The following is a 22,040-nucleotide window of genomic DNA, read 5'->3' on the forward strand; positions in this document are numbered from 1 at the left end:
ACGTCGTACCCCCCGCCTAGACTCGGCCGTATGGCACGCGCTAACGACGAGGCCGCCGCGCTCATCCAGGAGCTGGCCGACCTGCTGTCCATCACCGGCGGTGACGCCTTCAAGATCAGGGCGTACGAGAAGGCGGCGCGGGCGATCGCCGGGTACCCCGACGACATCGCCGGCCTCGACCTGGCCGGGCTGCGCAAGATCCCGACCGTGGGCGAGGCGATCGCCAAGAAGGTCCTCGACTACACCACCACCGGCACGATCCGGCAGGTGGAGGAGCTGCGCGCCCAGATCCCGGCCGGGGTCCGCGCGCTCACCGCCATCCCCACGCTCGGCCCGAAGAAGGCCCTCGCCGTCTACGAGGAGCTCGGCATCTCCTCGGTGGACGAGCTCGCCGCCGCCATCGGCGAGGGGCGGCTGCGCGGCCTCAAGGGCTTCGGCGCCAAGACCGAGGAGAACATCCTGCGCGGCATCGAGCTGCTGCGCAGCTCCGGGGAGCGCGTCCTGGTCGACGCCGCCGCGGCCGTCGCCGACGAGATCACCGCCGCGCTGTCGGAACTGCCCCAGGTGGAGCGCTGCGCGCACGCCGGGTCGCTGCGCCGGATGCGCGAGACGATCGGCGACGTCGACGTGCTCGCCGCGTCCCGCGACCCGCGCCCGATCATGGCGGCGTTCACCGCGCTGCCGTTCGTGGCGGAGGTCATCGCGAGCGGCGACAAGAAGACCTCGATCCGCACCGCCAAGGGGCTGCAGGTCGACCTGCGCGTCGTCCCGCCCGAGTCGTGGGGCGCCGCGCTGCAGTACTTCACCGGTTCGCAGGCGCACAACATCCGCACCCGCGAGATCGCCGTGAAGGCGGGCCTCAAGCTGTCGGAGTACGGCCTGTTCGACGCGGAGACCGACGAGCTGATCGTGTCGGAGACCGAGGAGGAGGTCTACGAGCGCCTCGGCCTGCCGTGGGTGCACCCCGCCCTCCGCGAGGACACCGGCGAGATCGAGGCCGCCCTGAAGGACGAGCTGCCCCGCCTCGTCACCGCCGACGACCTGCGCGGCGACCTGCACAGCCACACCGACCTGACCGACGGCATCGCCTCCCTGGCCGACATGGTCGCCGCCGCGCACGCCCGCGGCCTGGAGTACTACGCGATCACCGACCACGCCCCGAACCTGGTGATGCAGCGCATGACGGACGAGAAGATGCTCGCCCAGCGCGCCGAGGTCGCCGAACTCCAGAAGCGCTACGGCGACCTGGTCCTGCTGCACGGCACCGAGCTCAACATCGACCCCGACGGCGGCGTCGACTGGGACGCCGACTTCCTGTCCGGCTTCGACGTGTGCGTCGCCTCGATCCACTCCCACTTCACCCAGGACCAGGCGGCCATGACCCGGCGGCTCGTCCGCGCCTGCGAGAACCCGCACGTGCACGTGATCGGCCACCCGACCGCGCGCAGCATCGGCCGCCGCCCGCCGGTGGACGCCGACTGGGACGAGGTGTTCCGGGCCGCCGCCCGCACCGGCACCGCCATGGAGATCGACTCGTTCCCCGACCGGCTCGACCTGCCCGCCGACCTGATCCGCCGCGCGAAGCGGTTCGGCGTGAAGTTCTCCGTCGACACCGACGCGCACTCCCTCGCGCACCACCGCAACATCCGCTACGGGATCGGCACCGCCCAGCGCGGCTGGCTGACCCCCGACGACGTCATCAACACCTGGCCGCTGGCCCGCCTCCGCGAGTTCCTCGCCAAGAAGCCGTAGGGGCGCGGGAGGTCAGGCGGGCTGCGGGGTCTCCGCGGGCCGGACGGCGGCCGGGGCGGGCGCCGCGGCGGGGACGGGGCCGCGGTCGCGGAGGGCGAAGAAGAGGCGGAACGCCGCGATCCACATCAGCACCGCGCCGAGCATGTGCAGGAGCACCAGCCCGGCGGGGACGCCGAGGAAGTACTGGGTGTAGCCGATCGCGCCCTGGACGACGATGAGGCCCGCGAGCTCCAGCGCCCGCAGGCGCGCGCTCCGCAGGCCGGGGCCGCCGGCGCGGTAGAGGGCGATGGCGACGGCCGCCGTCAGCGCGATGGTGAGCCAGGCCAGCTCGCCGTGGATGCGGGCGACGTCGGTGATGTCGAAGCCGTAGCGGCGGGACTCGGCGTCGCCCGCGTGGGGGCCGGTGCCGGTGACGACGGTGCCGGCGACGAGCACGGCGGCGCACGAGACCAGCAGCACGGCGGCGAGGCCGCGCGTCCACGGCCCGGTGAGCCGGCGCGGCGGCGCGTCGCCCTCGCCGGCGCGGATCCACAGCCCGACGCAGAACACCAGCAGGGCGGGCGAGACGAGGAAGTGCAGCGACACGGCCGCCGGGTGCAGCTCGGTGAGGACGACGATGCCGCCGATGACGGCCTGCGCGACCACGCTCATCGGCTGCGCGAGCGCCCACCACACCAGGTCCTTGCGGCGCGGCACGAGCCGCAGCGCCGCGACGAACACCAGGATGCCGACGCCGAGCACCACGAAGGTGATCAGCCGGTTGCCGAACTCGATCGACATGTTCAGCCAGTGGTGCTCGGGGTTGTGCGTGGGGACGAGGCTGTCGCCGCTGCAGCGCGGCCACTCGGGGCAGCCGAGCCCGGACTCGGTGACCCGCACGGCCCCGCCGCTGACGACGATCAGCACGTTGCCGAGGATGCCGAGCAGCGCGAGCAGCCGCAGCGATCCGGGGGTCGGACGCCAGACGGCGTTCCAGGTCCGGTTCAGGAGGTTGGACGACGGTCGCTCTGCCACGGCCCCCATCGTATGGCCGGGTCCCGGCGGTCTTGACCCGCCCCCCGGTTACGTGCCGTAGGGGCCGGGCGGGCGCGGCGGCAGGAACCCCGACGGCCCCTGCGCCGCCCACGGCGGGCCCGCGGGCCAGTTCGCCCCGGCGCGCGGCGGGGTGCGCAGGAACGCCTGCCTGGCCAGCGACATCAGCTCCAGCAGCGCGTCGCGGCGGGTGACGAACCAGCGCTCGTCGGCAACCCCCCGGTCGGCGCGCTTGTGCAGCAGCGCCAGCTCGGTCGCGGCGAGCTGGTAGTCGGTCATGGCGCGGCCGGCGGGCGGGCCGCCGACGGACCGGGCCCACCGGCGGGCGGCCCGGCGGGACGGGATGGAGCGCAGCATCCGCACGTCCTGCGGTGTCACGAGGCCCGTCCCGGCGTACCGCGGCAGGTAGGTCTCGATGCGGCGGACGGTGCCGCGCCGCTCGACGAAGACGATGACGATCAGCGTCACCAGGACGCCGAAGTCCAGCAGGTAGACGATGCCGAGCCCGGCGAGGCCGAACGCGCCGGCGGCGCCGTTCCACAGGCCGTGCAGGACCATCGCGCCGAGCAGCCCGAGCAGCGGCGCGGCGAGCTGGCCGCGCCGGTGGGTGGCGGCGTAGGCGACGCCGAGGCCGGTCATGGAGGTGAACAGCGGGTGGCTGAGCGGCGCGATGAGGCCGCGCAGGACGAACACCGCCTGGAGCTGCTGGGCGCCGCCGTCCTCGAACGCCCGCATGTAGTAGGTGATGTTCTCCATCATGGCGAAGCCGAGGCCGACCATGGCGGCGTAGATGATGCCGTCGGCGAACCCGTCGATCTCGTTGCGGCGGAACCAGAGCAGCCCGAACAGGACGGCGCCCTTCAGCGTCTCCTCGATGATCGGCGCGCCGAAGGTGGCGCTGACGAAGTGGCCCTCGGTCTCGCCGAAGATGGGCACGGTGACGTACAGCAGCCCGGCGGTGTTGAGGACGAGCGCGCCGAGCACCGCGATCCCGGCGCCCCACATGAACGAGAACACGAGCGCGCGCGGGGGCTCGGGCTCCAGCCGGTCGAGGGTGAGCGCGAGGGCGACCAGCACCGGGATCGGCAGGATGGCGAGCAGCACGCCGACCCAGAAGCCCGCCCCGCCGAACGCGGCGTCGGCGCCGAACGCGACCAGGATGCAGAGCCCGGACACGGTCAGGCCGACGATGAGGCCGACCGGGGGACGGCCGGGCACCCGGCCGTCGAGCACCGCCTTCGGGTCCATGCGCGCCATGTCGTGAGGGTAACGGCAGGTGGGGGCGAAGCGCTAAGCCGGGACGGCCACGCGGTGTGACCGCCCCGGGAGCGTCAGTGCAGCAGCGGGTCGACCGCGACGGCGGTGAACAGCAGCGCCAGGTACACGTTCGACAGGTGGAAGAAGCGCATCGGCCGCAGGTGGACGCCGGTGACGCCGGCGCGCACCGCCTTCAGCAGCCGGTGGCCCTCGGCGAGGAACACCAGGCCGAGCACGACGGCGACGGCCCCGTACACCGGGCTCATCGCGGCGACCGGCCACAGCGCCAGCGAGGCCGCGACGGTGGCGTAGGTGTAGGCGAGGCTCTCGGTGACGACGCGGCGCTCGGACGCGACGACCGGCAGCATCGGGACCTTGGCGACGGCGTAGTCCTCGCGGTAGCGCATCGCGAGCGTCCACGTGTGCGGCGGCGTCCACAGGAACACCACCATGAACAGCACGAACGGCGTCCAGGCGACGGACCCGGTGATCGCGGCCCAGCCGATGAGGACGGGCATGCACCCGGCGATGCCGCCCCACACGACGTTCTGCGAGGTGCGCCGCTTGAGCAGCAGCGAGTACACGAAGACGTAGAACAGGATCGCGAACAGCGATCCGGCCGCGGCGACCGGGTTGACCGTCAGCAGGAACCCGGCCGTGGACAGCACGGCCAGCGTCACCCCGAAGATCAGAGCGCGCGCCGGGGTGACCTGGTGGCGGGCCAGCGGGCGGCGCCGGGTGCGGCGCATCTTGGCGTCGATGTCGCGGTCGATGTAGCAGTTGATCGCGTTGGCGGACCCGGCGGACATCGTTCCGAACGCCAGCGTGAGCAGCACGGTGGACAGCGGCGGGACGCCGCCGGCCGCGAGGAACATCACCGGGATCGTGGTGATCAACAGCAGTTCGATGACGCGTGGCTTCGTGAGCGCCACGTAGGCGCGCACGCTCGCCCCCACCGTGCGGCGGGCGGCGCTTTCGGCGGGGTCCGGCACGAGGGCCGGCGCGAGCGCCCCCGGCACCCGCTCGTCGAGCTCGACCCCGCGCTTGCTACTGAGCACCGTCACAATCGGGTCCACGTCCAACTAGGGATGAGAAATCGGTCCACCTCGGCGGTGCCCCCGCGTTCCGGGCCGGCCTCCGGTTGATGCGACTTCGGCTGGTCTTGTTGCGGCGGCCGCTTTCCGTCGGCCGCGCCATCACTGTAGTCCGACCCCTCCGGGGGTCGTGCACCGGGTCGCCGGACGCGCCGGGCCATGATCGTCCGGCCCTGGCGGCGAGCCCGCGGACGTGCCCGCGGACGGGCCGCCGGACGTGTCGGCGGAGGGCCGCGCACGCCCGTCCGGAAGCGTCCGGGATCACCCTCGGGATCCCCCGTGCGGGGGGTTAGTCCCAGGGGCGTCCGGGCAAGGGTGCATGAAGGCGCCGCGCGGTCCGGGACCCGGACGCGCGCGCCCCCCGGCGCGTCCCGTCCCCGCCTGCGGCGGCCCTCCCGCGCGATAGGCTCGCCTGGGGCGCGGCATGATCTTCGCCCGCCGCGGACCGGCGGCGGAACGGGGCAGGGGGAAGCGCGCCGGGTCGCCGGGCGTTACGGCCACCGGAGGCCGCGGCCGGGCGGCACGGGGCTGTGGCGCACAACATTACAGAGTCATCTTGACACCGGTTCGAGAGGAGCCTGGCGTTCCGTGAGCAGGGACAACAGCACGTTTGAGTGGTCCGACAAGGACCGGCGCGCGGTGGACGTGATCCGCGCCCTCGCCATGGACGCGGTCGAGGAGGCGGGCTCGGGCCACCCCGGGACGGCGATGAGCCTCGCGCCCGCCGCCTACCTTCTTTTCCAGCGCTTCCTCCGGCACGACCCGACGGACCCGCACTGGGCCGGCCGCGACAGGTTCGTGCTCTCCTGCGGCCACTCCAGCCTTACTCTCTACATCCAGCTGTACCTGTCGGGCTACCCGATGACGCTGGACGACCTGAAGGCGCTGCGCAAGTGGGGCAGCCTCACCCCCGGGCACCCGGAGCACGGGCACACCGCCGGGGTGGAGACCACCACGGGGCCGCTCGGGCAGGGCATCGCGAACGCGGTCGGCATGGCGATGGCGGCGCGCCGCGAGCGCGGCCTGTTCGACCCGGACGCCCCCGAGGGCACCTCCCCGTTCGACCACACCATCTGGGCGTTCGCGTCGGACGGCGACATCGAGGAGGGCATCAGCCACGAGGCGTCCGCCCTCGCGGGCCACCAGCGCCTCGGCAACCTCGTGCTGCTCTACGACGACAACAAGATCTCCATCGAGGACGACACCGCGATCGCGCTGTCGGAGGACGTGCAGGCCCGGTACGCGGCCTACGGCTGGGACGTCCACCGCGTCGACTGGACCGAGAACGGCGACTACGAGGAGAACGTGGCCGCGCTCGCGGCGGCGTTCGCCGCGGCGAAGGCGGAGACGGCCCGCCCGTCGTTCATCGCGCTGCGCACGATCATCGGCTGGCCGGCGCCCAACAAGAAGAACACCGGCAAGATCCACGGTTCGGCGCTCGGCGCCGACGAGGTCGCCGCGACCAAGCGGATCCTCGGCCTGGACCCGGCGGAGACCTTCCAGGTCCCCGAGGACGTGCTGGCGCACGCCCGGCAGGTGTGCGAGCGGGGCCGCGCCGACCACGCCGCCTGGAACGAGGCCTTCGGCGCGTGGCGGTCGGCGAACCCCGCCCGCGCCGCCGAGTTCGACCGGATCTCCTCGCGCACGCTGCCGCCCGGCTGGGAGGAGGCGCTGCCGGCGTTCGAGGCGGGCAAGGACATCGCGACCCGCGCCGCGTCCGGCGAGATCCTGGCGTCGCTGGCGCCGGTGCTGCCGGAGCTGTGGGGCGGCTCGGCCGACCTCGCCGAGAGCAACAACACCACGATGAAGGGCGAGCCGTCCTTCATCCCCGAGGAGTTCCAGACCAAGGAGTTCCCCGGCCACCGCTACGGCCGCACGCTGCACTTCGGCGTCCGCGAGCACGCGATGGGCGCGATCTGCAACGGCATCGCGCTGCACGGCGGCACCCGCCCCTACGGCGGCACGTTCCTGATCTTCAGCGACTACATGCGCCCGGCCGTCCGGCTGGCGGCGCTGATGAAGCTGCCGGTCACCTACGTGTGGACGCACGACTCGATCGGCCTCGGCGAGGACGGCCCGACGCACCAGCCGGTCGAGCACCTGTGGGCGCTGCGGGCCATCCCCGGCCTGGACGTGGTCCGGCCCGCCGACGCCAACGAGACCGCGGTCGCGTGGCGGACGATCCTCCAGCACACCGACCGCCCGGCGGGCCTGGCGCTGACCCGGCAGAAGCTGCCGACGCTGGAGCGCGGCGGCGAGCTGGCGTCCGCGGAGGGTGCGGCCAAGGGCGGCTACGTGCTGGCCGACGCCGACGGCGGGCAGCCCGAGGTCGTCATCATCGCGACCGGCAGCGAGGTGCAGCTCGCCCTGGAGGCGCGCACGGCGCTGCAGGCCGAGGGCACCCCGACCCGCGTGGTGTCGATGCCGTGCGTGGAGTGGTTCGAGCAGCAGACCGACGCCTACCGGCAGGAGGTCCTCCCGCCCGGGGTGAAGGCGCGCGTGTCCGTCGAGGCGGGCGTCGCGCTCGGCTGGCGCGGCTACGTCGGCGACGCGGGCGAGTCGGTGAGCCTGGAGCACTTCGGCGCGTCCGCCGACTACAAGACGCTGTTCCTGCAGTTCGGCATCACCGCCGAGCGGGTCGTCGCGGCGGCCAAGGCGAGCCTGATCAAGGCCGGCGTGCACGGCGCCGGGCGCGGCGAGACCACCGGCAACTAGGAGGAGAGCGATGAGCGACATCCTGAAGGAGCTCTCGGACGAGGGCGTGTCGATCTGGCTGGACGACATCAGCCGGGACCGGCTGCGGACGGGCAACCTGGCCGAGCTGGTCAAGGACAGCCACGTCGTGGGCGTCACCTCCAACCCGACGATCTTCGCCAAGGCGCTGAGCAAGGGCACCGCCTACGACGACCAGGTCCGCGACCTCGCGGCGCTGGGCGTGGACGTCGAGGAGGCGTCCCGCGCGATCACCACCTACGACATCCGCTGGGGCTGCGACGTGCTGCGCCCGGTCTACGACCGGACCGACGGCGTCGACGGCCGCGTGTCGATCGAGGTCGACCCGCGGCTGGCCCGCGAGACGGCCAAGACGGTCGCCGAGGCGCGGATGCTGTGGTGGCTGGTGGACCGGCCCAACCTGTTCATCAAGATCCCCGCGACGCGGGAGGGCCTGGCCGCGATCACCGAGACGCTGGCGCAGGGCATCAGCGTGAACGTGACGCTGATCTTCTCGCTGGAGCGCTACGGCGAGGTCATCGACGCGTTCTTCGCCGGCCTGGAGCGGGCCCGCGACAACGGCCACGACCTGTCGAAGCTGGCGTCGGTGGCGTCGTTCTTCGTCAGCCGGGTGGACACCGAGATCGACAAGCGGCTCGACAAGATCGGCTCGGACGAGGCGAAGGGGCTGCGCTCCAAGGCGGGGCTCGCCAACGCCCGGCTCGCGTACGCGCTGTACGAGGAGAAGTTCGCCACCGACCGGTGGAAGGCGCTGAAGGACGCGGGGGCCCGTCCCCAGCGGCCGCTGTGGGCCTCCACCGGCGTGAAGGACCCGAACCTCAACGACACGCTGTACGTCGACGAGCTGGTCGCGCCCGGCACCGTCAACACGATGCCGGAGGCGACGCTCGTGGCCGAGGCCGACCACGGCCAGGTCCGCGGCGACACCGTCCGCGGCACCTACGACGACGCCCGCGCGCACATGGCGGCGCTGAAGGCGGTCGGCGTGGACTACGACGACGTCGTGCGGGTCCTGGAGGACGAGGGCGTGGAGAAGTTCGCGGCCTCGTGGAAGGGCATGCTCGACTCCATCACCGGCGAGCTGGAGTCCAAGAGGGCCGGCGCGTGACCTCGGTGGTGACCGCCGGGGGGATCTCGGTCACCATCCGCGGCGCCGTCGTCGACGAGGGCGAGACGGTCCTGGACCGTCTCGTCTCCGACGGCGTGCCGGGCTCGCTCGCGTCCCGGAGCGCCAAGCTGTGGGGGCCGGACGCGGCCCCGCTCGCCGCCCGCCGGCTCGGCTGGCTGGACCTGCCGGAGACCTCGCGGTCGGCGGCGGACCGGCTGGCCGAGCCGGCGGGCGACGCCCGCGCCGCCGGGCTCGACCGGATCGTGCTGGCCGCCGCCGGGGGGACGGCGCTGGCCGCCGAGGCGATGTGCCGCACGGCCGGCGTCGAGCTGACCGTCCTCGACACCACCGACCCGCACGAGGTGGGGGGCGTGCTGGCGGCCGGCCTGGACCGGACGCTCGTCGTCGTGGTCGGCGAGAGCGTCGAGGCCGAGTCGCTGCGGCGCGTGTTCGGGCGGGCGTTCGCCGAGGCCGGGCTGAAGGGCGCGGAGCTGGCGCGCCGGTTCGTGGTCGTGGCCGAGGGGGGCTCCGCCCTCGCGCGCGCGGCCGCGGACGTCGGCCACCACCTCGTCCCGGCCGAACCCGATGTCGACGACCGGTTCGGGGCGCTCGGCGCCCGCTCGCTGGTCCCGGCGGTGCTCGCGGGCGCGGACGCCGACGCCCTGCTGGAGGAGGCGTCCGGGCTCGCCGCCACGCTGCGGCAGCCCTACGACAATCCGGCGCTGGCGCTCGGCGCGGCGCTCGGCTCGTCGGCGCTGGGCGTCCGCGACAAGCTGGTGATCGCCGACCACGGCTCCGGCCTGGACGGCCTCGCCGGGTGGGCGGAGCAGCTGGTCGGCGGCGCGCTCGGCAAGGACGGCAAGGGGCTGCTGCCGGTCGTGGTGGAGGGCGTCGACGCGCCCGGCTTCGCGCTGGCCGGCGACCTGCGGCGGGTCATCCTGGGCCGCCGCCCGGACGAGCCGGGCCCCGGCCGCGAGGCGGGGGTGAGCGTCGCGGGCCCGCTCGGCGCGCAGTTCCTGCTGTGGGAGTACGCGGTCGCGGTCGCGGCGCGGGTGATCGGGGTGGACCCGTTCGGCGAGCCGGACGTGGCCCAGTCGCGGGAGAGCACGGCCGCGCTGCTGCGGTCGGAGGAGGGCACCGCGCCGACGGTGGTGCGGCGGCCGCCGGAGCTGGTCGAGGGCGCGGTCGAGGTGCACGCCCCCGAGGACGCGCTGCGCGGCGCCAAGACGCTCACCGAGGCGCTGGAGACCGTCCTCGCGGACGTCCCGGGCGGCGGCTACCTCGCGGTCCTGGCCTACCTGGACCGCCGCGGCGACGCGGTGGCGGCCGCGCTGCGGCCGCTGCTGGCCGCGCGGGGCGCCGAGGTCCGCCGGTCCCCCGCGCCGGTCACGTTCGGCTGGGGGCCGCGCTACCTGCACACGGCCGGCCAGTACCACAAGGGCGGGCCGCTGAACGGGGCGTTCCTGCAGATCACCGGGGCGGTCACGACCGACGTGCCGGTGCCGGGCAAGCCGTACACGCTGGGCGAGCTGCAGCTCGCGCAGGCGTTCGGCGACCTGCGGGTGCTGCGCGCGCTCGGCCGCCCGGCCGTCCGGCTGCACCTGCGGGACCGGGCCGAGGGCCTCGCGCAGCTCGCCGCCGCGCTCGGCTGACGGCCCGGCGCCCGCGCCGCACGCCCGCCGGGACGCAGGGCGACGACGCGAATCCGGGACGCGACAAAGAAGATCGATGGAGATGGTCGCGAATGCCCGTTCTCTCCTGAAACGATGGGGGCGGGAGGGAACGGTGTCCGGATTCGACGTACTGACGCGCGGCGACGTGCTGGACTCGGCGCTGCAGGCACGGGACTACCTCGTGAGCTGCGGCGTCCCCGGGGCGCTGGCCGCCAAGGACCCGCGGCTGTGGGGGCGGCGCGCGGTGGACCACAGCCGGCTCGGCTGGCTCGACCTGCCGTTCGCCTCCCGCGGGCTGCTGAACCAGGTCGGCGGGCTCGTGTCGGAGGCGCGCTACTCGGGCCTCGACCACATCGTGCTGATCGGCGTCGGTGCGGAGAGCCTCGCCGCGCAGGCGATCATGGAGGCGCACGCGCCGGCGCTGGCCGGCGCGGGCGGCCCCGCCGCCGCGCCCCCGGCCGGCGCCGAGCGGACGACCGGCGAGCTGACCGTGCTGGACGGCGGCGACACCGCCGCGCTGGCGTTCGCGATGGAGCGGCTCGACCGGACGCTGGTCGTCCTGGCGAGCAAGGCGGGCGTGTCGCTGGAGGGCGACGCCTACCGGCGGATCTTCGCCGCGGCGTTCCGCGAGCGGGGCATGTCGGAGCGGGAGATCGCGGGCCGGTTCCTGGTCATCACCGACCACGGCAGCCCCCTGCACGACTTCGCCCGGCAGTGCGGCTACCGGATCGGGCTGACCGACCCCTACCTGCCGGGGCACTACGGCGCCCTGTCGGCGTACGGGCTGGTCCCGGCGGTGCTGGCGGGCGCGGACGCCGACCGGCTGCTGGACGAGGCGGCGTCGCTGGTGCCGTCGCTGTCCAAGGACGAGGACAACCCGGGCCTGCTGCTCGGCGCCGTCATCGGCGGCTGCGCGCAGCAGGCGGAGGGCGGGCTCGCCCGCGACAAGGTGCTGCTGCGCGAGCCCGGCGGTCCGGGCGCGCTGAGCGCGTGGATCTCCCAGCTGCTCGCCGTCGGCACCGGCAAGCGGGGCCGCGGCGTGCTGGCGTTCGAGCCGCCCGGCGGGCGCGGCGAGTTCCCCGACGTGCACGGCGTGTCGATCAACCCGAGGTCGGCGGCGCAGGACGACTCCGACACCTCGGTGTGGGCGCCGCTCGGCGCGCAGTTCCTGCTGTGGGAGTACGCGACGGCCGTCGCCGGGTGGCTGCTCGGCGTGAACCCGTTCGAGGCCGGCAGCACGGTCGTGCAGGAGGCGGAGGACGACGCGGCGATGCTGCTGCGCGGCGCGGCGGCGGGGTCGCTGACGGCGGAGCGGCCGGTGTACGTCGAGGACGGCATCGAGGTGCACGCCGACTTCCCGTGGCCGCCCGGCGCTGAGCTGCGGACCGTCCTCGGCGGGCTGGTCGCCTCGGTGCCCTCCGACGGCTACCTGTCGGTGATGACGTACCTGTCGGGCGACTTCTCCGGGCGGTACCTGGCGCCGTCGCTGGCGCGCGCGTCCGGGCGCCCCGTCGCCTACGGGCCGGGCCCCGGCTACCCGCACGCGACCGGCCCGGTGCACAAGGACGGCCCCGGCAACGGCGCGTTCCTCATCATCACCGGCGACCCGGCGCCGGGCGACGCGCTCGCCGCGCACCCGGTGCCCGGCCGCCCCTACAGCCTGGCGCAGCTGCGGCTGGCGCGGGCCCTCGGCGAGCTGCGCGCGCTGCGGCAGCACCGGCTGCCGGTGATCCGGCTGCACCTGCGCGACCCGGTCGACGGCGCCGGCCGGCTGACCGAGGCGGTCCGCGCGGTGGCGGGGGCGCGCAGGCCGTGAGCTTCACCGCCGTCGTCTCGGGGGAGACGGCCATCACCGCGCGCGGTCCGCTCAAGGAGGCCGCGGAGCGGGTCCTCGGCCGGTTGTGGATCGACCAGGTGCCGGTCCGGCTCGCGTCCGAGGACGCGTCGCTGTGGCCGTCCGCCGCGACCGCCGGGGTGGCGGGCCGGCCGCTGTGCTGGCCCGGCCAGCCCGGTCCGGGCCGCGCCGCGCTGGACCGCGCCGAGGAGCTGCGCGCCGGGGCCCGCGCCGAGGGGCTGACGGAGGTCGTGCTGCTCGGCGGCGGCGCGCCCGCCCGCGCCGCCGAGCTGATCGCCGCGAGCGGCGGGGCGCCGCTGACCGTCCTGGACGGCCTGGAGCCCGGCCCGCTGCTGCGGCTGCGCGACGACGGGGAGCGGCTCGGCCGGACCCTGGTCGCCGTGACCGGCGACGACCCGGGCGCCGAGACGCTGCGGTCGGTGCTCGCCGGGATGCTGGCGGACACCGGCCTGTCCCCCGCCGAGACCGCGCGGCGGTTCGTCACGGTCGCCGAGCCGCGCACCGCCGCGGCCAAGCACGCCGCCGAGGCGGGGCATCCGCTGGTGGAGGCGCCGGCCGCGACCGCGTTCGGGGCGCTGTCGCCGTACGCGCTGGTGCCCGCCGCGCTCGCCGGCGCCGACGTCCGGGTCCTGCTGGAGGAGGCCACCGCGGTGCTGCCCGCGCTGACCCGGCCGGAGAACAACCCGGGGCTCGTCCTCGGCGCGATCCTCGGCGGGGCGGCCCGCGCGGGCCGCCGGACGGCGGTGCTCGGCGGCTACGCGGCCGACCGGCCCGGCCTCGCGCGCTGGGCGGCGGACCTGCTGGACGAGGCGACCGGCGGGCGGCTGGTCCCGGTCGTCCAGGAGGGCGGCCTGCCGCTGGCGCCCGCCGACGACCTGTTCCTGGTCACCTTCGGGGGCCGCCCGCACCAGGACGACGCCACCGTCGCGGGCCCGCTCGCCGCGCAGCTCGTGGTGTGGGAGTACGCCGCGGCCGTCGCGGCCTACCTGCTGGAGGCCGACCCGCTCGCGCCGCCCCCGCCGCCCGCCGCGATGACGGTGGACGACGGGACCGGCGACCCGCTGTTCGCCGACGGCGACCCCGGCCGCGCGGTGGAGGCGCACACCACGGTGCCCGCGCTGGCCGGCGCGTCCGGCCTCCCCGCGCTGCTGGACGCGGTGGCCGCCGCGGTCGGCCCGGCCGGGCACCTGGACCTCGCCGCCCACCTCGATCCCGACGAGGCGCGCGGGCAGGGCGCGCAGGTGCGCCGGCTGGCCGCGCTCCTCGCCGCGCGCTGCGGCCGGCCGGTGCGGACCGGCTGGGGCGGGCGGCCCCGCGCGGCCGGGAATGATCAATCCGGCGGAGGCGTATACCTGTTGGTGACCGGGAACGTCGTCCGCGACGTACCGGTCCCGGGCCGGCACCACCGGCTGGCCATGCTGCAGCTCGCGCGGGCGCTCGGGGACGCCCGCGACGCGCGCGCGGCGGGGCGCGCGGTGGTGCGGCTGCACCTGCAGAACCGCTGGGCGGGACTCGCCCGGCTGCTCGACGCCGCCGGCGCGGGGCGATGAGGCCCCGCGCGGAGGGCGCCCGTTCCAGGAAGTGGGGCCCGTGACACGAGTTGGGGCAGGATGCTTGCAGCAGTGAGACGAGAAGGCGCAGTCCGATCAGAGGGGGCCACGTGACCAACCCAGCCAATCCGCTCCGCGACCCGCGGGACAAGCGCCTGCCGCGGGTGGCCGGGCCGTGCGTGCTCGTGCTTTTCGGGGTCACCGGGGACCTGTCCCGCAAGAAGCTGCTCCCGGCGATCTACGACCTGGCGAACAGGGGGCTGCTGCCGCCGGGCTTCTCGCTGGTCGGCTTCGCGCGCCGGGACTGGGAGAACGAGGACTTCCGGCAGATCGCCTACGAGTCGGTCAAGGCGCACGCGCGGACCCCGTTCCGCGAGGACGTGTGGACGCATCTGTCGGAGGGCATGCACTTCGTCCCCGGCGAGTTCTCCGACCCGGGCGCGTTCGACGCGCTGTCGATGGCGGTCAAGGAGCTGGACGAGAGCCGCGGCACCGGCGGCAACTACGCCTTCTACCTGTCGATCCCGCCGAAGTTCTTCCCGCAGGTCGTCGAGCAGCTGCAGCGCAGCGGACTCGCCGACCGCAAGGAGGGCGCCTGGCGCCGGGTGGTGATCGAGAAGCCGTTCGGCCGGGACCTGAAGACCGCGGTGGAGCTGAACGACACCGTGCACCGCGTCTTCCCCGAGGAGTCGATCTTCCGGATCGACCACTACCTCGGCAAGGAGACGGTGCAGAACATCCTGGCGCTGCGGTTCGCCAACACGATGTTCGAGCCGATCTGGAACCGGTCGTTCGTCGACCACGTGCAGATCACGATGGCCGAGGACATCGGCATCGGCGGCCGGGCCGGCTACTACGACGGCATAGGAGCCGCCCGCGACGTCATCCAGAACCACCTGCTGCAGCTGCTGGCGCTGACGGCGATGGAAGAGCCCACCTCGTTCCGCGCCGAGGCGGTCCGCGCCGAGAAGGCCAAGATCCTGTCCTCGGTGCGGGTGCCCGGCGACCTCGCCGAGGCGACCGCGCGCGGGCAGTACGCGGCGGGCTGGCAGGGCGGCGTGAACGTCCGCGGGTACCTGGAGGAGGACGGCATCCCCGCCGACTCCCGCACCGAGACCTACGCGGCGGTCAAGCTGGAGATCGAGAACCGGCGCTGGGCGGGCGTCCCGTTCTACCTGCGCACCGGCAAGCGGCTCAGCCGCCGCGTGACCGAGGTCGCGATGGTGTTCCAGAAGGCGCCGCACCTGCCGTTCTCGCAGACCGACACCGAGGAGCTCGGGCAGAACGCCCTGGTGATGCGGGTGCAGCCGGACGAGGGCATCACGGTCCGGTTCGGCTCGAAGGTGCCCGGCACCTCGATGGAGATCCGCGACGTCAACATGGACTTCGCCTACGGCGAGTCGTTCACCGAGACCTCCCCCGAGGCCTACGAGCGGCTGCTGCTGGACGTGCTGATCGGCGACCCGCCGCTGTTCCCCCGGCAGGAGGAGGTCGAGCTGTCCTGGCAGATCCTCGACCCGATCACCGAGTTCTGGGCGAGCCGCGGCGGACTCGACCAGTACAAGTCCGGCGGCTACGGGCCCGACAGCGCCGACGAGCTGATGGCGCGGGACGGGCGCACCTGGAGGCGGCTCTAATGAACATCGATCTCACCGGAACCACCACCCGCAAGATCCAGGACGCGCTGACGCAGTCCCGGCACCTGATGGGCGGCCCGGCGGTCGGCATGGTGCTGACCCTGATCATCGTGACCGACGAGTCGGCGCAGTACGACGCGGTCCGCGCCGCGACGGAGGCGGCGCGCGAGCACCCCTGCCGGGTGCTGACCGTGATCTCCCGCGACCCGCGCGGCGGCTCGTCGCGGCTGGACGCCGAGATCCGGATGGGCGAGACCGGTCCGGGCGAGACGGTGCTGCTGCGCATGTACGGGCCGCTCGCCGAGCACGCCGACTCGGTGGTCGTCCCGCTGCTCATGCCGGACACCCCGGTCGTGACGTGGTGGCCGGGCGGCAAGGTGCCGAAGGTCCCGGCGAAGGACCCGCTCGGCGCGCTGGCGCAGCGCCGGGTGACCGACTCCTACGCGGCCCGCGACCGGCTCGGCACGCTCGCGCAGCTCGCGCAGGGCTACCGGCCGGGCGACACCGACTTCACCTGGACGCGGCTGACGTCGTGGCGGTCGCTGCTGGCCGCCGCGCTCGACCAGGACCACGACGACATCGTGTCCGGCGAGGTGACCGCCGAGCCGGACAGCCCGAGCGCGGAGCTGCTGGCGGCGTGGCTGTCGGTCCGGCTCGGCGTGCCGCTGGAGCGGTCCGTGTCCGAGGGGCCCGGGATCACCGGGGTCCGGCTCACCACCACCAGCGGCGACATCGTCATCCACCGCCCGGACGGGCGGGTCGCGACGCTGTGCCGGCCGGGGCAGCCCGACCGGCAGGTGTCGCTGCTGCGCCGCCCGATGCCCGACCTGCTGGCCGAGGAGCTGCGCCGGCTCGACCCCGACGAGGTGTACCGCGAGGCCGCGGCCCGGTTCGCCAAGGACCTCGCGCACGGCACGGCGCGGCCCGGCGTGGCCGACGATCCGGTGTCGGCGACGGACGCGGCGGCGAAGACCGGCCCGGCCAAGCGGCACGCCAAGGCGCGGCACGAGGCCGAGGGGCAGGCGTGAGCGCCCCGGCCGTCCTGGTCCACCGCGACCAGGAGCTGCTCGCCGCGGCCGCCGCGGCGCGGCTGCTGACCCGGATCGCCGACGCCCAGGCGGCGCGCGGCGCGGCGTCGGTCGTGCTGACCGGCGGCGGGGTCGGCACCGCGGTGCTGGCGGCGGTCGCCGCGTCCGGCGCGCGCGACGCGGTCGACTGGTCCCGCGTGGACGTGTGGTGGGGCGACGAGCGGTTCCGCCCCACCGGCGACCCCGAGCGCAACGAGACCGGGGCGCGGGCGGCGCTGCTCGACCACGTCCCGGTCGACCCGGCGCGGGTGCACGTGATGGCCGGCCCGGACGGCCCGGACGGCGACGACCCGGACGCGGCGGCGGAGCGGTACGCGGCCGAGCTGCGCGCCGCCGCCGGGCCGGGCGGCGGCCCGGTCCCGGAGTTCGACGTGCTGATGCTCGGCGTGGGCCCGGACGCGCACGTCGCGTCGCTGTTCCCCGGCATGCCGGGGCTGCGCGACGAGCGTCCGGTGGTCGCGGTGCGGGACTCCCCAAAACCGCCGCCGACCCGGATCTCGCTGACGTTCCCGTCGCTGCGCGTCGCGCGCGAGGTGTGGGTGCTGGCGGCGGGCGCGTCGAAGGCGGAGGCCGTCCGGCTCGCCCTGGCGGCGGGCACGGACGTCGCCCGCGCCCCGGCCGCCGGCGCGCGCGGGCGTGACCGGACCCTGTTCCTCCTGGACAGTGCCGCCGCGGCGGAATTGCCCGACTGAGAGAACACCGAAGAGTGGCCGTGGTGTCGCATGGGTCGCGCTGAACCGTGCATAACCTGAGCACGTGCATACCTTGTGCGGGCCTTGAACGCGGGATGACCCGCGCGACGGGCACGGCAGGCGAGCGTGAGGAGTTCTCAGGTGCGCAAGGGTCGGTCCGGGACGGCGATCGCGGCGGTCGCCGGGGCGGTGCTCGTCGCCGTCGCCGGCTGCTCGTCCGGCGGCGGCGGTGGCAAGGGCGGAGACGGCGGCGGCAAGGACGCGGACGCGGTGAAGCTGGCGATCACGCCTGCCACCGGGACGCGGCAGGCGGCGCCCGACCAGCCCGTCACCGTCACCGCAGACAACGGCAAGCTCACCAACGTCACCCTCACCTACGGCCAGAAGAACGCCAAGGCCGAGGGCAGGCTCGCCGCGGACGGCAAGTCGTGGAAGTCGTCGTGGACGCTGCGGCCGTCCACGACGTACACGGTCACCGCGACGGGCACCGGTGAGGGCGGCAAGCCGGTCACCGCGACGTCGACGTTCACGACGCTGACGCCGCAGAAGAAGCTGACGTCGGGCATGTCGCCGCTGGACGGCGAGACCGTCGGCGTCGGCATGCCCGTGCAGCTGCTGCTGTCCCGGCCGGTGAGCACCAAGGCGGGGAAGGTCGCGGTCGAGAAGGCGCTCGAGGTCCGGATGTCCAAGCCGGTCGAGGGCGCCTGGTACTGGGTCAGCGACAAGGAGGTCGACTTCCGGCCCCGCGACTACTGGCCGTCCGGGCAGAAGGTGAAGGTCATCGCGCACCTGGCGGGGCTCAAGGTCGGCGAGGGCGTCTACGGGACGAAGGACCGCAGCGCCAGCTTCACGGTGGGCGCGCGGCACATCACCACGATCGACGCCAAGAAGCACCGGGCGACGGTGACCGACGGCGGCCGGACCGTCCGGACGATGAAGGTCAGCCTCGGCAAGCCGGGCCACGACAGCTACAGCGGGACGATGATCGCGCAGGAGAAGGCCGCCGACATCGTCATGGACTCCGCGACCACCGGCGACCCCGGCGAGTACCGGATCCCGACGAAGTGGAACGTCCGCCTCACCTACAGCGGGACGTTCGTCCACTCGGCGCCCTGGTCGACCGACGCCCAGGGCAACGACAACGTCAGCCACGGATGCGTGAACGCAGCCCCGTCCGACGCCAAATGGTTCTACGACTTCACGAACCGGGGCGACATCGTGAAGGTGACGGGCACGTCCCGGCAGCTGCAGTTCGGCAACGGCCCGACGCCGTGGGCGAAGGACTGGGACGGCTGGCTGGCGGGCAGCGCGACCGGCAAGCCGGTGACGGGCCTCCCGCTCACCTGACCCCGCGTGCCCTGCGTCTCGTGTGCGCGGTGTCTCGTGTGCCCGGTGTCTCGTGTGCGCGCGCGATCACGGGGCAGACTTGGGGCCATGCAGAAGCTCTCGTTGGACGCACAGGTACGTGACCATCTGAAGCGGGCCGCGGCCGGCTCGACCGGGCGCAGCGCGGACACCGTCTACGGCGGTCATGAGCACGTCCTGCGCCAGACGCTGGTGGCCCTGACGGCGGGCACCACCCTGTCGGAGCACGAGAACCCCGGCGAGGCGACCATCCACGTGCTGCACGGGCGGGTCCGGCTGCTGGCCGGGGAGCACTCGTGGGACGGGATGTCCGGCGACCTGCTGATCGTCCCGGACGCGCGGCACAGCCTGGAGGCGCTGGAGGACGCGGCCGTCCTGCTCACCGTCGCCAAGGTGGGCTGAGCACCCCCCCGACCTGCCGGGGGCCCCGCCTGGGGTCCCCGGAGGAGGTCATTCGCGGCGCAGGTGCGCGAGGCAGGCGCCGGGTTCGGCGAAGGGCTCCAGCCGGTCGGCCTCGACCGGCGCGTCCAGCTCCTTCAGCGCGCCCTGCATGAGCCCGAGGTGGACGTCGCAGACCAGCGGACCGTACTCCTCGGCGAGCTCCAGGAACGGGCAGTGCCGCAGCCGGATGAAGTCGCCGCCCGGGCGGGGGGCGAAGTCCAGGTCGTCCAGCAGGGCGGTGAGCCGGTCGGTCGCCTCCGCGGCGCTCAGCCGCTGGAACGGCGGCGGCCGGTCGACGAGGTAGCGGCCCCACTCGCGGCCCGCCCGCGCGGCGCTCTCGCGGGCGGTGGGCCCCTCCGCGGCGAGCCGGCTGAGCAGGATCTGGGCGAGCAGGCGGTAGCCGCGGGCGCCGCCGCGGTCCATGCCGGGGCGGGGGGCGTAGACGGTGCGGGGCCGGCCGGGGCCGGAGGGCTGCTCGGCGGTGCGCTCGACGGTCCCCTCGGCGGTCAGGGCGTCCAGGTGGAAGCGCGCGGTGTTGGCGTGGACGCCGAGCCGCTCGGCGACCTCGGCGACGCCGAGCGCGGCGCCGGCGTCGCGCAGGATGTCCAGGACCTCCTGGCGGCGGGAGCGTTCGGCGGTCATCTCAGCCCTCCTCCGCCGGCGGCAGCGCGGCGATCAGCGGGTGGTCGCGGTCCAGGGCGCCGAGCTTGGTCGCGCCGCCGGGCGAGCCGAGGTCGTCGAAGAACTCGGCGTTGGCCCGCGTGTAGTCCGTCCAGCGGTCCGGGAGGTCGTCCTCGTAGTAGATGGCCTCGACCGGGCACACCGGCTCGCACGCGCCGCAGTCGACGCATTCGTCCGGGTGGATGTAGAGGGCCCGCGCCCCCTCGTAGATGCAGTCGACCGGGCACTCGTCGACGCACGCCCGGTCCTTGACGTCGACGCACGGTTCGGCGATCACATAGGTCACGGCGCGCTCCTCGTCTCCACATCGCCCCCGGCATCTATTTGTGACAATCCTACATGTAAATAATAAGCGAACGGCGGGGCGACCAAAGTCGGTTCCGCCGTCGACCTGCGGCCGCATTCCCACCGGGGCGGCGTGGCTACCGTTGGACGCGTGGACCTTGGACGACCGTGGCGGGACTGGCTCGGTGACATCGGCGCGGCCGGCGGCGCCCTGCTGCTCGGCTGGGTGCTGCTCCAGGGGACGGTCGACGACCTGCCCGCCGGCGAGACGATCTCGGTCCCCCGGGACCTGCTGATCGGCGCGGCCACCTGCGTGTTCCTCCTGCTGTTCCGGCGCCGCCACCCGGTGGCCGTCGCGGTGACGATGGTCTTCGCGCAGTGGACGGCGACGGCGGCGCTCGGCACCGCCGCGGTCGCGATGTGCTCCCTGGCGATGCTGCGGCCCTGGCGGATCGCGCTGCCCGTCGCCGGCGCGAGCCTGGCCCTGATCCTCGCGCTGTTCTGGGCACTCTCGCCCGCGCCGGAAGCGCGCGAGGGCAGCGTGGTCTTCGGGCTGCTCTACGCGGTGCTGGTCACGACGGGGATGCTCGTCCGGTCGCAGCGGCAGCTCATCGCGTCGCTGAAGGAGCGGGCCCGCGCCGCCGAGACCGAGCAGCGGCTGCGGGTCGAGGAGGCCCGGCTGCTGGAGCGGGAGCGGATCGCCCGGGAGATGCACGACGTCCTCGCGCACCGCATCTCGCTGCTGGCCGTGCACGCGGGGGCGCTGGAGTACCGCCCGGACGCGCCCCCCGACCAGCGCGAGGCCGCCGGGGTCATCCGCCGGAGCGCCTACGAGGCGATGGAGGACCTGCGGGAGGTGATCGGCGTGCTGCGCGACGACGCGGCCGGCGCCGAGCCCGACCGGCCGCAGCCGACGCTCGCCGACGTGCCGGGGCTCGTCCGGGAGTCGCGGCGGGCCGGCGCCCGCGTCGTGCTGGAGGACGGCGTCCTCGACCCGGGCTCGGTCCCCGACCGGGTGGGGCGGCACGCCTACCGGATCGTCCAGGAGGGGCTGACCAACGCGCGCAAGCACGCGCCGGGCGCGGACGTCCGGGTCGTCCTCGACGCGGGCGGCGATCTGGACATCGAGATCGTCAACGGGCTGCCGCCGGGGCCGCCCGCGGCCGCGCTGCCGGGCGTACTGCCGGGCGTACTGCCGGGCGCGGGGGCGGGGCTCGTCGGCCTCGCCGAGCGGGTGGCGCTGCTCGGCGGGACGCTGGAGCACGGCCGCACCGGCGACGGGCGGTTCCGGCTGCGCGCCCGGCTGCCGCTCACCGGCGCGCATGCCGGCGAGGCCGGGGGGAAGGGTGAGGTGCATGGCAGCCAACTCCTCTGACCGGCCCGTGCTGGAAGAACTCGACCGCGCCGAGTGCCTGCGGCTCATCGAGGGCGGCACCATCGGCCGGGTCGCGTTCGACGACGGCGAGGGCCCCACGGTGATCCCGGTGAACTACGCCGTGGACGGCGACGCCGTGATCTTCCGGACGTCGTCGTCCGGCCGGATGAACCGCAGCCTGCTGACCTCGGTGGTGGGCGGCGAGGTCCGGGCGGCGTTCCAGGTCGACCGGTTCGACGAGACCGACCACCTCGGGTGGAGCGTGCTGCTGCGCGGCGGCACCCACCACCTGACCGAGCAGGAGCGGGCGGAGGCGGCCCAGGTGCGGCCGTGGCCGGGCGGCGACCGCGACGAGTGGTTCCGGCTGGCGGCGCACGAGGTCAGCGGCCGCCGCCTGCGCCGGCCCTGACCGGCCCGTAGGG

General features: G+C 74.7%; 18 protein-coding genes. 13 read left to right on the plus strand and 5 right to left on the minus strand.

The genetic code is table 11. The features are described 5' to 3' along the window. Window positions 1-30 precede the first annotated feature (30 nt). Window positions 31-1,752 carry a DNA polymerase/3'-5' exonuclease PolX gene (gene polX / locus ACGFI1_RS32850; protein ID WP_392791010.1) on the plus strand — a complete coding sequence of 574 codons (1,722 nt, stop codon included), beginning with the start codon at window positions 31-33 and terminating at the stop codon, window positions 1,750-1,752. Window positions 1,753-1,764: 12 nt separating this feature from the next. On the opposite strand, the gene ACGFI1_RS32855 is transcribed toward polX, so the two are convergent. The 3 genes from ACGFI1_RS32855 to ACGFI1_RS32865 form a co-directional block, all read right to left on the minus strand. Beyond that, a complete protein-coding gene (locus tag ACGFI1_RS32855) occupies window positions 1,765-2,766 on the minus strand; it encodes a COX15/CtaA family protein (RefSeq protein WP_240807901.1) in 1,002 nt (333 codons plus the stop codon). 48 nt (window positions 2,767-2,814) lie between these two features. After that, the gene (locus tag ACGFI1_RS32860) at window positions 2,815-4,041 is read right to left on the minus strand and encodes a PrsW family intramembrane metalloprotease (RefSeq protein ID WP_138638022.1); all 1,227 of its coding nucleotides are present in this window, start codon (window positions 4,039-4,041) and stop codon (window positions 2,815-2,817) included. A gap of 74 nt (window positions 4,042-4,115) precedes the next feature. Continuing rightward, window positions 4,116-5,060, minus strand: a complete 945-nt coding sequence (locus ACGFI1_RS32865; RefSeq protein WP_138638031.1) for a heme o synthase — start codon at window positions 5,058-5,060, stop codon at window positions 4,116-4,118. Between the two features lie 663 nt (window positions 5,061-5,723). Between ACGFI1_RS32865 and tkt the strand changes: the two genes are divergently transcribed. From tkt to ACGFI1_RS32915, 10 genes are all read left to right on the plus strand, one after another. Next, complete coding sequence (tkt, locus tag ACGFI1_RS32870) at window positions 5,724-7,850, plus strand: transketolase (protein WP_138638021.1); 2,127 nt, start codon at window positions 5,724-5,726, stop codon at window positions 7,848-7,850. A gap of 10 nt (window positions 7,851-7,860) precedes the next feature. After that, the gene (tal, locus tag ACGFI1_RS32875) at window positions 7,861-8,976 is read left to right on the plus strand and encodes a transaldolase (protein WP_364553169.1); all 1,116 of its coding nucleotides are present in this window, start codon (window positions 7,861-7,863) and stop codon (window positions 8,974-8,976) included. Beyond that, window positions 8,973-10,628 (plus strand): glucose-6-phosphate isomerase, encoded by a 1,656-nt coding sequence (locus tag ACGFI1_RS32880; RefSeq protein WP_392791013.1) that lies wholly within the window; start codon window positions 8,973-8,975, stop codon window positions 10,626-10,628. Before tal ends, ACGFI1_RS32880 begins: the two co-directional genes overlap by 4 nt. Before the next feature lie 133 nt (window positions 10,629-10,761). After that, window positions 10,762-12,465 carry a phosphoheptose isomerase gene (locus tag ACGFI1_RS32885; protein ID WP_392791016.1) on the plus strand — a complete coding sequence of 568 codons (1,704 nt, stop codon included), beginning with the start codon at window positions 10,762-10,764 and terminating at the stop codon, window positions 12,463-12,465. Continuing rightward, window positions 12,462-14,054 carry a glucose-6-phosphate isomerase gene (locus ACGFI1_RS32890; RefSeq protein ID WP_392791018.1) on the plus strand — a complete coding sequence of 531 codons (1,593 nt, stop codon included), beginning with the start codon at window positions 12,462-12,464 and terminating at the stop codon, window positions 14,052-14,054. Before ACGFI1_RS32885 ends, ACGFI1_RS32890 begins: the two co-directional genes overlap by 4 nt. Before the next feature lie 110 nt (window positions 14,055-14,164). Beyond that, complete coding sequence (zwf, locus tag ACGFI1_RS32895) at window positions 14,165-15,691, plus strand: glucose-6-phosphate dehydrogenase (RefSeq protein WP_138641403.1); 1,527 nt, start codon at window positions 14,165-14,167, stop codon at window positions 15,689-15,691. Then, entirely contained in the window at window positions 15,691-16,719 is a 1,029-nt protein-coding gene (locus ACGFI1_RS32900; protein ID WP_138641402.1) for a glucose-6-phosphate dehydrogenase assembly protein OpcA, read from the plus strand. Before zwf ends, ACGFI1_RS32900 begins: the two co-directional genes overlap by 1 nt. After that, window positions 16,716-17,471, plus strand: coding sequence for a 6-phosphogluconolactonase (gene pgl, locus ACGFI1_RS32905; RefSeq protein WP_392791020.1), 756 nt, complete (start codon window positions 16,716-16,718; stop codon window positions 17,469-17,471). The genes ACGFI1_RS32900 and pgl overlap by 4 nt, the downstream gene beginning before the upstream one ends. A gap of 141 nt (window positions 17,472-17,612) precedes the next feature. Continuing rightward, the gene (locus ACGFI1_RS32910) at window positions 17,613-18,818 is read left to right on the plus strand and encodes a L,D-transpeptidase (protein ID WP_392791023.1); all 1,206 of its coding nucleotides are present in this window, start codon (window positions 17,613-17,615) and stop codon (window positions 18,816-18,818) included. Window positions 18,819-18,905: 87 nt separating this feature from the next. Then, window positions 18,906-19,238 carry a cupin domain-containing protein gene (locus ACGFI1_RS32915; RefSeq protein WP_386865361.1) on the plus strand — a complete coding sequence of 111 codons (333 nt, stop codon included), beginning with the start codon at window positions 18,906-18,908 and terminating at the stop codon, window positions 19,236-19,238. 48 nt (window positions 19,239-19,286) lie between these two features. On the opposite strand, the gene ACGFI1_RS32920 is transcribed toward ACGFI1_RS32915, so the two are convergent. Then, entirely contained in the window at window positions 19,287-19,919 is a 633-nt protein-coding gene (locus tag ACGFI1_RS32920; RefSeq protein ID WP_392791024.1) for a helix-turn-helix transcriptional regulator, read from the minus strand. 1 nt (window position 19,920) lies between these two features. After that, a complete protein-coding gene (gene fdxA, locus ACGFI1_RS32925; RefSeq protein ID WP_138641397.1) occupies window positions 19,921-20,244 on the minus strand; it encodes a ferredoxin in 324 nt (107 codons plus the stop codon). A gap of 150 nt (window positions 20,245-20,394) precedes the next feature. On the opposite strand from fdxA, the gene ACGFI1_RS32930 reads away from it, so the two are divergent. Together ACGFI1_RS32930 and ACGFI1_RS32935 are read left to right on the plus strand one after the other, a co-directional pair. Next, a complete protein-coding gene (locus ACGFI1_RS32930) occupies window positions 20,395-21,618 on the plus strand; it encodes a sensor histidine kinase (protein WP_392791026.1) in 1,224 nt (407 codons plus the stop codon). After that, the gene (locus tag ACGFI1_RS32935; protein ID WP_386865354.1) at window positions 21,599-22,027 is read left to right on the plus strand and encodes a pyridoxamine 5'-phosphate oxidase family protein; all 429 of its coding nucleotides are present in this window, start codon (window positions 21,599-21,601) and stop codon (window positions 22,025-22,027) included. The genes ACGFI1_RS32930 and ACGFI1_RS32935 overlap by 20 nt, the downstream gene beginning before the upstream one ends. Window positions 22,028-22,040: the final 13 nt, after the last annotated feature.

Source organism: Actinomadura geliboluensis (assembly GCF_043197915.1).
GTDB lineage: Bacteria > Actinomycetota > Actinomycetes > Streptosporangiales > Streptosporangiaceae > Spirillospora > Spirillospora geliboluensis.

Bases quoted from the DNA above. Each gene is read 5' to 3' on its own strand.
- polX (WP_392791010.1), top strand. From the start codon at position 31: ATGGCACGCGCTAACGACGAGGCCGCCGCGCTCATCCAGGAGCTGGCC.
- ACGFI1_RS32860 (WP_138638022.1), bottom strand. From the start codon at position 4,041: ATGGCGCGCATGGACCCGAAGGCGGTGCTCGACGGCCGGGTGCCCGGC.
- tal (WP_364553169.1), top strand. From the start codon at position 7,861: ATGAGCGACATCCTGAAGGAGCTCTCGGACGAGGGCGTGTCGATCTGG.
- ACGFI1_RS32900 (WP_138641402.1), top strand. From the start codon at position 15,691: ATGAACATCGATCTCACCGGAACCACCACCCGCAAGATCCAGGACGCG.
- ACGFI1_RS32915 (WP_386865361.1), top strand. From the start codon at position 18,906: ATGCAGAAGCTCTCGTTGGACGCACAGGTACGTGACCATCTGAAGCGG.
- ACGFI1_RS32920 (WP_392791024.1), bottom strand. From the start codon at position 19,919: ATGACCGCCGAACGCTCCCGCCGCCAGGAGGTCCTGGACATCCTGCGC.
- ACGFI1_RS32935 (WP_386865354.1), top strand. From the start codon at position 21,599: ATGGCAGCCAACTCCTCTGACCGGCCCGTGCTGGAAGAACTCGACCGC.